Source organism: Bradyrhizobium sp. P5_C11_2 (genome assembly GCF_054049755.1).
Genome location: NZ_JBFULT010000367.1, coordinates 1 through 7,622 on the forward strand (window position 1 = coordinate 1; position 7,622 = coordinate 7,622).

At 65.4% G+C, this 7,622-nt stretch carries 12 protein-coding genes and 1 pseudogene; 9 read left to right on the forward strand and 4 right to left on the reverse strand.

What is annotated here, in order from left to right:
• From ACXJL8_RS27695 to ACXJL8_RS27715, 5 genes are all read left to right on the forward strand, one after another.
• Positions 1-306: FAD-binding oxidoreductase (locus ACXJL8_RS27695; protein WP_456685938.1), on the forward strand; the 306-nt coding region annotated here is incomplete at its 5' end.
• Between the two features lie 2 nt (positions 307-308).
• Complete coding sequence (locus tag ACXJL8_RS27700) at positions 309-761, forward strand: GNAT family acetyltransferase (RefSeq protein ID WP_456623001.1); 453 nt, start codon at positions 309-311, stop codon at positions 759-761.
• A gap of 9 nt (positions 762-770) precedes the next feature.
• Positions 771-1,352 (forward strand): NUDIX domain-containing protein, encoded by a 582-nt coding sequence (locus ACXJL8_RS27705; protein WP_456622957.1) that lies wholly within the window; start codon positions 771-773, stop codon positions 1,350-1,352.
• Between the two features lie 155 nt (positions 1,353-1,507).
• Positions 1,508-2,437: a glycine reductase gene (locus ACXJL8_RS27710; protein WP_456622958.1), complete on the forward strand. Its 930-nt coding sequence runs from the start codon at positions 1,508-1,510 to the stop codon at positions 2,435-2,437.
• Between the two features lie 35 nt (positions 2,438-2,472).
• Positions 2,473-3,666, forward strand: a complete 1,194-nt coding sequence (locus ACXJL8_RS27715) for a CaiB/BaiF CoA transferase family protein (RefSeq protein ID WP_456622959.1) — start codon at positions 2,473-2,475, stop codon at positions 3,664-3,666.
• 74 nt (positions 3,667-3,740) lie between these two features.
• Here the strand turns inward: ACXJL8_RS27715 and ACXJL8_RS27720 are convergent, their stop codons facing one another.
• Positions 3,741-4,505, reverse strand: coding sequence for an SOS response-associated peptidase (locus ACXJL8_RS27720; RefSeq protein WP_456685939.1), 765 nt, complete (start codon positions 4,503-4,505; stop codon positions 3,741-3,743).
• Between the two features lie 63 nt (positions 4,506-4,568).
• Here ACXJL8_RS27720 and ACXJL8_RS27725 point away from each other — a divergent pair, with 63 nt between their 5' ends.
• From ACXJL8_RS27725 to ACXJL8_RS27740, 4 genes are all read left to right on the forward strand, one after another.
• Positions 4,569-5,069, forward strand: a complete 501-nt coding sequence (locus tag ACXJL8_RS27725) for a hypothetical protein (RefSeq protein ID WP_456622961.1) — start codon at positions 4,569-4,571, stop codon at positions 5,067-5,069.
• A gap of 18 nt (positions 5,070-5,087) precedes the next feature.
• Complete coding sequence (locus ACXJL8_RS27730) at positions 5,088-5,522, forward strand: NUDIX hydrolase (RefSeq protein WP_456622962.1); 435 nt, start codon at positions 5,088-5,090, stop codon at positions 5,520-5,522.
• Between the two features lie 44 nt (positions 5,523-5,566).
• Positions 5,567-5,944, forward strand: a complete 378-nt coding sequence (locus tag ACXJL8_RS27735) for a TIGR02301 family protein (RefSeq protein WP_188100177.1) — start codon at positions 5,567-5,569, stop codon at positions 5,942-5,944.
• 185 nt (positions 5,945-6,129) lie between these two features.
• Positions 6,130-6,396: a hypothetical protein gene (locus ACXJL8_RS27740; protein WP_007594892.1), complete on the forward strand. Its 267-nt coding sequence runs from the start codon at positions 6,130-6,132 to the stop codon at positions 6,394-6,396.
• A gap of 181 nt (positions 6,397-6,577) precedes the next feature.
• Here the strand turns inward: ACXJL8_RS27740 and ACXJL8_RS27745 are convergent, their stop codons facing one another.
• The 3 genes and pseudogenes from ACXJL8_RS27745 to ACXJL8_RS27755 form a co-directional block, all read right to left on the reverse strand.
• Positions 6,578-6,898 (reverse strand): cupredoxin domain-containing protein, encoded by a 321-nt coding sequence (locus ACXJL8_RS27745; RefSeq protein ID WP_456622963.1) that lies wholly within the window; start codon positions 6,896-6,898, stop codon positions 6,578-6,580.
• A gap of 10 nt (positions 6,899-6,908) precedes the next feature.
• On the reverse strand, positions 6,909-7,442 hold the full coding sequence (locus tag ACXJL8_RS27750) for a DUF4142 domain-containing protein (protein ID WP_456622964.1): 534 nt from the start codon (positions 7,440-7,442) through the stop codon (positions 6,909-6,911).
• Between the two features lie 88 nt (positions 7,443-7,530).
• Positions 7,531-7,622 (reverse strand): annotated as a pseudogene (locus tag ACXJL8_RS27755) (RNA polymerase sigma factor); the annotation flags it as partial.

A 7,622-nucleotide genomic window follows, 5' to 3' on the forward strand; every position in this document is an offset into this window, starting at 1 on the left:
AAGCTGATCCCCGGTGCGCGGCCGGTGCCGTTCGGCCATCTCGGCGACGGCAATTTGCACTACAATGTCAGCGAGCCGATCGGCGCCAACACCGCGGATTACCTGGCGCGCTGGCACGAGATGAACGCGGTGGTGTTCGCGATCGTGCTGCGCATGGGCGGCTCGATCTCGGCCGAGCACGGCATCGGCGTGCTCAAGCGCGACGAACTGCCTGACGTAAAGGACAAGACCGCGATCGAGCTGATGCGGTCAATCAAGGCGATGCTCGATCCACTYGGCATCATGAACCCGGGAAAAGTGCTGTGAACGTGTCCGTCTCCCCTGCCCTCACGATCGATGCGATCAAGGATGCCGATGTCGAGACCGTCGTGGCGCTTTGGCAGCGCTGCGGCCTGACGCGGCCGTGGAATGATCCGCATGCCGACATCGCGCTGGCACGCCGTCGCGACAATTCGACGATCCTGATCGGCCGCGAGGACGGCGCGATCGTCGCCACCGCCATGGTCGGCCATGACGGCCATCGCGGCTGGGTCTATTACGTCGCGGTCGATCCTGACAGCCGCAAACGCGGCTATGGCCGCGTCATCATGGCCGCCGTGGAAGACTGGCTGCGCCAGGCCGGGATCTTGAAACTGCAGCTCCTCGTTCGTCGTGAAAACGCTCAAGCCAATGCGTTCTACGCCTCGCTCGGCTTCGAGGAATCCACCTCGGTGATGTTCCAGAAGTGGCTCGACGGCCGCGACACGACTCCAAAGAACTGAGATCGAGCCATGACCATTTCCGACCGCGTCCGCATCAAGGACGTCCGTGTGCTCTCGGACAATTGGACTCCCCTGAAGAACACCACGTTCGAATACCGGCGCGCCGATGGCGAGTGGCAGACGCAGCACCGGGAAACCTATGAGCGCGACAACGCCGCAGCGGTGCTGCCGTACAATCGCGCACGGCGCACGGTGATCCTGGTGCGCCAGTTCCGCCTGCCGGTGTTTCTCCGCGGCTACGACGATCTCCTGATCGAAGCCGCCGCCGGCGTGCTGGACGATGCCGCCCCGGAGGTGCGCATCCGCGCCGAGGCCGAGGAGGAAACCGGTTATCGCCTGCACCACGTCCACAAGGTGTTCGAGGCCTTCATGAGCCCCGGCGCCGTGACCGAGAAGCTGCATTTCTTCGTCGCCGAATACGAGCCGGAGATGCGCGTCAGCGACGGCGGCGGCCTTGCCCATGAGGGCGAGGACATCGAGGTGCTGGAGCTCGGGATCGACGAAGCCCTGGCGATGATCGCAGACGGACGCATCATCGACGCCAAGGCGATCATGCTGCTGCAATACGCGGCGCTGCATATTTTCAGGTGAGCTTGCTTACCCTCCCCCTCCAGCGGAAGGTAAGCGGCACCATCAACGCCGTACCATCCTCATCTGCAATTCTGGCCTGCGCCGCCCCACCCCCCGTTGAGCTCACCGCCGACTATCTCTAGTCTGGGCCTAACCAAGAACCAGGAGACGCGCCCATGTCCGCTCCGCGCGACGATGAATTCGGCTTTGCGCCCGACTACGACGCTCCCGTCCCCTATATGCAGCGCACGCGCGATTATTACGCGGCGATCGGCTACACCACGCCGTATCGCTGGGCGCACTACACCGAGGCGCCGTTCCAGCCGCTGAAGAAGACGCTGTCGCAGTCGCGCGTGACGATCATCACCACGGCCGCGCCCTACGATCCGGCCAAGGGCGACCAGGGGCCCGGCGCGGCGTATAATGGCGGCGCCAAATTCTACCAGGTCTATGACGGCGACACCTCGCAGCCCCACGATCTGCGCATCTCGCATATCGGCTACGACCGCAAGCACACCTCGGCGACCGACAATGGCACCTGGTTTCCGCTGCCGCAGCTCCTGAAGGCCGGCGCCGCCGGCCGCATCGGCGAGGTGGCCCCGCGCTTCTTCGGCGCGCCGACCAACCGCAGCCATCGCGTCACGCTCGACAACGACGCGCCGGAGATTCTGGCGCGCTGCCTCGCCGACAAGGTCGATGTCGCGGTGCTGGTGCCGAACTGCCCGGTCTGCCACCAGACCACGGCGCTGGTGGCGCGGCATCTCGAAGCAGGCGGCATCCCGACGGTGGTGATGGGCTGCGCCAAGGACATCATCGAGCACGCCGCCGTGCCGCGCTTTCTGTTCTCCGACTTCCCGCTCGGCAATTCCGCCGGCAAGCCACATGACGTCGCCTCGCAGGCGCAGACGCTCGAGCTAGCGCTGAAACTGCTGGAGAGCGCGAGCGGCCCGCAGACCACCATGCAATCGCCGCTGCGCTGGAGCGAGGACGCCTCCTGGAAGCTCGACTACAACAACGTCGCCCAGCTCAGCGCGGACGAGCTGGCGCGGCGTCGCGCCGAGTTCGACAAGCAGAAGGAGATCGCGCGCGGCAATCGCGCCGCCTGACGTCCTCCAATAACAACACATCAAGGGAGAGCGACGTGACGCGACCGTTCGAGGGCGTGAAGATCCTGGATTTCACGCAAGTGCTGGCCGGTCCCTATGCGAGCTACCAGCTCGCGCTGCTGGGGGCCGAAATCATCAAGGTCGAGCGGCGCGAGGGCGAGGACATGCGCCGCACGCCGCTCAGCCGCGAATGGGCAGAGCGCGGGCTGGCGCCGGCGTTCCAGGCCATCAACGGCAACAAGCGCAGCCTGACGCTGGATTTGCAAAAGCCCGATGCGATTTCCATCGTGAAGAAGCTCGCCGCTCAGGTCGACGTCGTCATGGAGAATTTCCGGCCGGGCGTGATGGACAAGCTCGGCATCGGCTACGAGGCGCTGTCCGCGATCAACCCAAAACTGATCTACTGCGCGGTGTCCGGCTTCGGCCAGACCGGGCCGGATCGCCTGCGGCCCGGCTATGACGGCAAGATGCAGGCGCTGTCCGGCATCATGGCCATCACCGGGCATCCGGAGACGGGACCGACCCGCGCGGGCTTTGCGGTGTGCGACGTGCTGTCGGGCGCCACCGCCGCGTTCGGCGTGTCGAGCGCGCTGTATCAGCGCGACCGCACCGGCAAGGGCCAGCTCATCGACGTCTCCATGCTGGAGGCGACGCTGGCGTTTCTCTCGGGGCAGATCGCGGACTGGTCGGTCGCCGGCCATCGCCAGCAGCTGTCGGGCAACCAGGCCGTGAGCCGCAGGACCACGGCCAACCTGTTCAAATGCGGCGACGGCCACATCCTGCTCGCCGTCAACAACGAGAAGCAGTACCGCGCGCTGATGAGCGCGCTCGGCCGCGAGGACACGCTGTCCGATCCACGGTTTGCCGACTGGTTCTCCCGCAACGAGAATGAGCCGGCGCTGCGCGCCATCATCGAGGCGGCGCTCGCGGCAAAACCCGCGCGCGAATGGGAGACGATTTTGGAAGACGCCGGTGCGCCCTGCGCCAGTATCTGGAAGGTCGAGGAGGTGATCGACCATCCGCAAATCAAGGCCCGCGGCGCGATCCAGGAGCTGGACACGCCCTACGGCCGCCTGCGTTTTGCCGGCAGCGGCTTCAAGCTCGCGCATGGCGGCGGCAGGCTGGACCGGATGGCACCGGAGCTGGGCGCGGACACGGATGCGGTGCTGGGCGAGCTGGGGTTCGATGCGGCGGAGATCGCGGGGTTACGGGCAAGGGAGATTGTGTGAGGGCTCGCGCTACACATTCCGCTGTCGTCCCGGCGACGGCGGAATTTTGGGCCGCAGTCGAATTTCAACAACAGCTAAAACAACGACCCCTGCCCGTCGTCCGCCGATCCAGCCGCAGCCTTCCGCACCGCGCGCTTCGGCTTCGACGCCTCCACCTCCGCCTCCATCTCCTCCGCGCTGATCGGCAGCAGCAATTGCTCGTCGTCATTGGCGACGCGGTTGACGCGGGTGGAGACCGGGTGCCAGGCGAATTCGCCGATCCGCGGGGCGGCCATCAGCGGCAACATCCCGTCGAGCTCGTCACCTCGGCAATCGAGCCAGCGCTCGAAATCGCGCGGGCTGATGGTCACGGGCACGCGGTCGTGCAATGTGGCGAGATCCTCGCTCGCCGCCGCCGTGACGATCGCGACCGTGTCGAGCTCCTCGCCGTTCGGCCCGGCCCAGGTCTCGAATATCGCGGCGAAGCCGAGCGGCGCGCCGTCGGCGCGGTGGATGAAGAACGGCTGCTTGCGGCCGCCCTCCGCCTTCCATTCGTAATAGCCGTCGGCGGGAATCAGGCCGCGGCGCCTGCGAATCGCGTTCTTGAAGGCGGGCTTCTCCAGCACCGTCTCGGAACGGGCGTTGATCAACAGCGTGAATCCACGGGGGTCCTTGACCCAGCCCGGCAGCAGGCCCCAGCGCATCAKGCGGAAGTGCCGCGCCCCGTTTTCGATCCATACGACCGGAATCGGTTGTGTCGGCGCGACATTGTACCGGGGCGGGAAATTCGGCTGCTCGACATAGCCGAACAGTTGCCGCAAAGCCGCGGGGGCCGAAGTTATGACGAAGCGTCCACACATCCTTGGGGGCCTATATAGGGTCCGTTCAGGTCCTTTTAACCCCGAACGTTAACACTGCGGCAGATGAGCTCAACGGTCTCCCAACCCGCGCGGACGCATGCACAAACGGGCCCCGAGGCCGTGGCCTGGGCCGAGCGGCTGCGCGTGGCCAACATCAACCCGCGGACCGGGCTTGCCACCGACTATCTCAACCATTTCAATGAAGCCGTGATGCTGCTCGAAATGGTCCCGGACATGCCGGAATGCGCCGAAGATTTTTTGACCTGGTCGCCGCTGTCCTATGCCGAGCATTTCACCGCCTCGAATTTCAAGGCGCGGGATCTGGCGATCGAGGCCTATGAGAAGGCCGAGCCCAGCGTGCGCGCCCAGTTCGACCACATCACCGACACCATGACCTCGATCCTGACCGCAGTCGGTTCCGCCATGCGCGAGGTCGAGAAGGACACCACCCGCGTCCGCCTCGCCGAGCAGGCCACGGCGTGGGTCAAGCCGCTGATCGCGGCCTGCGGCGGCATCATCAATGGCGGGGCCGAAGCCGACGTCGACACCATCATGTCGAACTGAGCCAGGTCCTTTAAGAAAATGTCCGCAATCGTCCAGCCCCAGCGTCCCCAGATCGCGGTCAGCGCGGCGATTTTTCGTGACGGCAAGGTACTTCTGACCCGCCGCGCCCGCTCGCCCGCCAAGGGGTTCTATTCGCTGCCCGGCGGCCGGGTCGAGTTCGGCGAATCGCTGCACCAGGCGCTCAAGCGCGAGGTGGATGAGGAAACCGGGCTTAAGATCGAGATCATCGGCCTCGCCGGCTGGCGCGAGGTGCTGCCGGCCACGGCCGGCGCCGGCCATTACCTGATCATGTCTTTTGCCGCCCGCTGGGCGGCCCGGGAGCCGGTTTTGAACGACGAGCTCGATGACTACCGCTGGATCGCCCCGGATGCCCTGGCGAGCCTCGGCGACCTCAAGCTGACCGGGGGGCTGGAGGAGGTCATCCAGTCGGCCGCGCGCCTGATCGGACACTGACCCCCGCCTTGCGCCCGCCGCCTCGAGGAGGCATACACCGGCCGATGTCCACGCGATTTCTGGCCATTTTTGCCCTGATTCTTGCCTGCGCCTCCGTGCCCGCCCGGGCCCAGGACGTGGCGGCGCCGTTTGACGGCGATCTGCAGCGGCTGGCCGAGATCCTTGGCGGACTGCACTACCTGCGCGGCATCTGCGGGGCCAACGAAGGCAACAAATGGCGCAGCGAGATGCAGGCGCTGATCGATGCCGAGACCCCCTCCGGCGAGCGCCGCACCCGCATGATCGCCGGCTTCAACCGCGGCTATAACGGTTTCCAGCAGACCTACCGGAGCTGCACCCCGGCCGCGACCGTCGCGATCCGCCGCTACATCGAGGAAGGCTCGAAGATCTCGCGCGATCTCACGGCACGCTACGCGAACTGATTTTCTTCGTCATTCCGGGGCGCGCGTGGCGCGAGCCCGGAATGACAGCGGCGGGAACGCTGTCATCGTCTTTGTCCACCGCCATTAACCGTTCCTAAAGATGTGGCCTAGCGGGCGTTAATACGCGTGCTACACCTTTCGAACAGCGCATCGCCGTGGATCGCGCCCCAGCCCTGTCGAGTTTCATGAGCCATCCAGTGTCCTATGCCCCCGCCCGCGCGCCGCTGCCCGACCACGAGCAGAAACAGGCCGCGCTGAGCTATCTCAACGAGGCCTGGGCCGAGGCGCGCCATGACGGCGTCGACGGCGACTGCCTGGCGCAGGCGAGCCTGTTCGCGGCGCTCGCCGAGCTGGTCGGCACCTATGGCGAGGACGCGGTGGCGAAATTCGTCGAGGGCTTTCCCGGCCGCATCCGCAACGGCGAATTCTCCGTCGACATCTCCCGGCAGTAGCCGCTTGTCGAAAATGACCCCGCCACGCGGGCGGGGCCAGTCTGCGGATGAATGACTTTGCAAACGTGTTTGCGAAGTCTGCCGCGTTTATCGCACGAAAGCCGTCTCGCCTGGTCAAGCATTAGTCTCACGACGGCCGGGAGATGTTCCCGCAGCGATCGGGAACGCGCTCCCTCCTCCCTCACGGCGCGACCTTGAGCGTCGCTTTCATGTTGGGATGGTAGCGGCAGTAATAATCGACTGTTCCCGCCTTCTTCAGAACCAACGTTGCCGATTTCTTCGGCGGCAGCGTCACGTCGAAATCGCCGTTCTTCGCGGTGGCGGTGTGAGCGAAGACGTCCTTGTTGATCCAATTGATGGTGTCACCGACCTTCGCCGACACATCAGCCGGTGAGACCACGAGATTCTCCATCGTGATCTCGATGGTCGCGGCTTGCGCCGGGACGGCGATCGACAGGAAGACGACCGCAAGCGCGATCGAAGCGAGGCGTCCCGGCTTCATCCCACACCCCCTATTTCAGCTCGGCCGCGACATGCTCGGCGTGCTGCTGATGGCCCTGAAAGATCTTCAGGCCGGTCTGCAGCAGGCTCTTCAGCTCGGCATTGCCGGCGGACGGGATGAGCTGGGTCTCCAGCGCGCCGTTGACCGCCTTGTGGTAGGCGACCTCGTTGGCAACATAGGCCTTGTCGAAGGCAGCACCGCTCAGCTTGTCGAGCTCAGCCAGCTTGTCGCTCGCCTGCTTCGACAGCGCCTTGCTGGTGTCGTTATCCTCGGGCGTGACGTTCAGCTTCTTGACCAGGGCGAGCGCCTGCTTGTTGACCGCCTCGTGGTCGCGCAGCATGTCCTCGGCAAACGCCTTCACGTCCTTGCTCCTGGCTTTCTTCTGCGCCTGCTTGGCCGCGTTGATGTCGATCACGCCCGCGGTGTAGGCGATATGGGCGATCTGTGGATCGGTGGGCTTGTCGGCTGCGCTGGCGCCCCGAAACAGCGTGGGGCTCGACAACAGAATTGCCGCGGCGAGCGCCGCGCTCCATCGGGTGAACATGTTTGACACTCCTGTGCTGCCGGGCGGTTTGCCGGCGTTGCTTCACAGGCATTGGATGGGATTTTCGCGCAAACGTTCCCGAAAAACTTCAGCCGCCGCTGCCGAGCCGCTTCAGCACTGATGCGGTCAATCGCTCGCAGCGCCAGCCGGCAAACGGGAACGCATCCATCACCACCGGAC

Bases quoted from the DNA above. Each gene is read 5' to 3' on its own strand.
- ACXJL8_RS27705 (WP_456622957.1), top strand. From the start codon at position 771: ATGACCATTTCCGACCGCGTCCGCATCAAGGACGTCCGTGTGCTCTCG.
- ACXJL8_RS27710 (WP_456622958.1), top strand. From the start codon at position 1,508: ATGTCCGCTCCGCGCGACGATGAATTCGGCTTTGCGCCCGACTACGAC.
- ACXJL8_RS27725 (WP_456622961.1), top strand. From the start codon at position 4,569: ATGAGCTCAACGGTCTCCCAACCCGCGCGGACGCATGCACAAACGGGC.
- ACXJL8_RS27730 (WP_456622962.1), top strand. From the start codon at position 5,088: ATGTCCGCAATCGTCCAGCCCCAGCGTCCCCAGATCGCGGTCAGCGCG.
- ACXJL8_RS27735 (WP_188100177.1), top strand. From the start codon at position 5,567: ATGTCCACGCGATTTCTGGCCATTTTTGCCCTGATTCTTGCCTGCGCC.
- ACXJL8_RS27740 (WP_007594892.1), top strand. From the start codon at position 6,130: ATGAGCCATCCAGTGTCCTATGCCCCCGCCCGCGCGCCGCTGCCCGAC.
- ACXJL8_RS27745 (WP_456622963.1), bottom strand. From the start codon at position 6,898: ATGAAGCCGGGACGCCTCGCTTCGATCGCGCTTGCGGTCGTCTTCCTG.
- ACXJL8_RS27750 (WP_456622964.1), bottom strand. From the start codon at position 7,442: ATGTTCACCCGATGGAGCGCGGCGCTCGCCGCGGCAATTCTGTTGTCG.